The sequence below is a fragment of the Micromonospora sp. NPDC004336 genome (assembly GCF_053602615.1).
On sequence record NZ_JBSGDY010000348.1, the window covers coordinates 1 to 2,111 of the forward strand.

Annotated in this window: 1 protein-coding gene and 1 tRNA gene; one reads left to right on the forward strand and one right to left on the reverse strand. The window is 70.8% G+C overall.

Annotated features, from left to right (window positions below):
- Window positions 1–615 precede the first annotated feature (615 nt).
- A tRNA-Gly gene (locus ACWENR_RS30595) sits at window positions 616–689 on the reverse strand.
- A 349-nt stretch (window positions 690–1,038) separates the two neighbouring features.
- Between ACWENR_RS30595 and ACWENR_RS30600 the strand changes: the two genes are divergently transcribed.
- On the forward strand, window positions 1,039–2,022 hold the full coding sequence (locus tag ACWENR_RS30600) for a zinc metalloprotease (protein WP_452280414.1): 984 nt from the start codon (window positions 1,039–1,041) through the stop codon (window positions 2,020–2,022).
- Window positions 2,023–2,111 lie beyond the last annotated feature (89 nt).

Genomic DNA, 2,111 nt, shown 5'->3' on the forward strand with positions numbered 1-2,111 from the left:
GGGCCGCCGCCCGGCCCGCCACGTCGAGCAGGTTCGGACGCTGGCGGGTCGGGCGGTGGTCTGCTCGGCTTGCCCGGGTCGATGGCAGGCGGGATGGCCTACCGCAACCACCCACGGACCCGGCGGCTGCCGACGATCTTCGTCCATCCTGGAGCCGTTGCGCCCCCGCCGGAGGCGCTCTAAACCGCAACCCCGCGACCGTCGTCATCTCGCCGACGTGGTCGGCGTGCGCTCCCCTACGCCGCGCGGGCTTCTGGCCGCGCGGCCCGGCCGGCTGCCGGCCCACCACACCCCGGTCAACGATCCTGTCGTCTGCGGCGGCCCACCGGGCTCCCCGCTCTCCGCGCCAGCCGCCGGGCATCAGGGGTGACGGCCGCAGAGCGACAGCGGCAGCGGCCGGCACGCGCACAGGCGGCGACGCGTGCGGCCCGTTCGGGGCCGCCTTGAAGACGTACAGAAATCGCCAAGGAGCGTGACGAGCACATCGCTGACGGCCTCAGCGAGCAGATCAAGAAGGGCCGTGGTCGGGCACGTAGCGGGCACGGCCAGCGCAGGAAGCGGTAGCAACGATCGAGGCCCCAGCCAGGAAACCGGTCCTGAGCTGGGGCCTCACGTTGGAGCGGGTGACGGGAATCGAACCCGCACTGTCAGCTTGGGAAGCTGATGTTCTGCCATTGAACTACACCCGCAGGCGGCACCACTGTACCTGAGTCGTCACGCCGGTGCACCCAGGTCCCCCCTCCGGCAGCGCGCCCACCTCCCGACGGGCGCCCGGGCGCGCTCGGCCCGCGCCGTGCACGTGCGGCCGAGGTGGCGACCGGTACAACCGAAGATCGGGGTCGCGGGGAGCGTCACCGGCACCGTGGGACACCGGGCCATCACCCGATGTCGATCATCATCGGCCCCTCGCCAGGAAAAAGTTTCGCCACGGCAACATATGGGCGTTCTCAAATTCTTCAATCGGTTGTAACGTCTGCCCAACGTTCTCAGCCACGGCGTGACATACCCCCTGTCGCGTCGCCAGAAAGAGGTGGGCCCATGGGACTCCGTCCCAACCTGCTGACCCGGCGTACGGCCGGCGTCGCGTCGACGACCCTCGCGCTGCTGCTCAGCACCGCGGCGGTGGGCGTCGTCCCGGCCGCGTCGGCCTTCTCCGCCGCCCCGAGCGAGGTCTGTGTCGAGCCGGCCGACGTCCACTCGGACGCCCGGATCAGGCCGGGCGGCGGCGCCAAGCACGAGCCCAACGAGCTGACCCTCGCGGAGACCCGTGAGCGCGAGGCCGACCTGGCCGCCGCCCTGCGCGAGCGGGCGCGATTCCGTACGGGCGCCGGCGCCTCCACGATGGCCACCGTGACCATTCCCGTGGTCGTGCACGTGATCCAGGAGGACAGCACCCGGGCCGGCGGCAACATCCCGGACTCGATGATCACCTCGCAGATCAATGTGCTGAACCAGTCCTACAGCGGGGCGACCGGCGGCGCGGCCACCGCGTTCAGCTTCCAGCTCACGAAGATCAACCGGGTGACGAACCCGTCCTGGTACCCGATCGTGCAGGGCTCCTCGGCGGAGCGGTCGATGAAGACCTCCCTGCGTGAGGGCGGCAAGAACATGCTCAACGTCTACCTGGGCGAGCTGAGCGACAGCCTGCTCGGCTGGGCCACCTTCCCGACCCGCAAGCTGAGCAGCATGGACGGCGTCGTCGTGCTGAGCGAGTCGCTGCCGGGCGGCACGGCCACCAACTACAACCAGGGCGACACCGGCACCCACGAGGTCGGCCACTGGCTGAACCTCTACCACACCTTCCAGGGGGGCTGCTCCGGCTCGGGCGACAGCGTCAGCGACACCGCCGCCGAGGCCTCCCCGGCCTACCAGTGCCCGACCGGGCGGGACACCTGCACCGCCCCGGGCGCCGACCCGATCACCAACTTCATGGACTACACCTACGACTCGTGCATGTACCAGTTCACCGCCGGGCAGGCCAGCCGCATGCTGACCGCCTGGAACGCGTATCGCGCGGCCTGATCCGGCCGTACGCGGCCGGCTGCCCGTACCGGCGTCGCAGGACGAGATCCACCGGCTGGCGGTCACCCTGAACGGGATGCTGGGTCGGC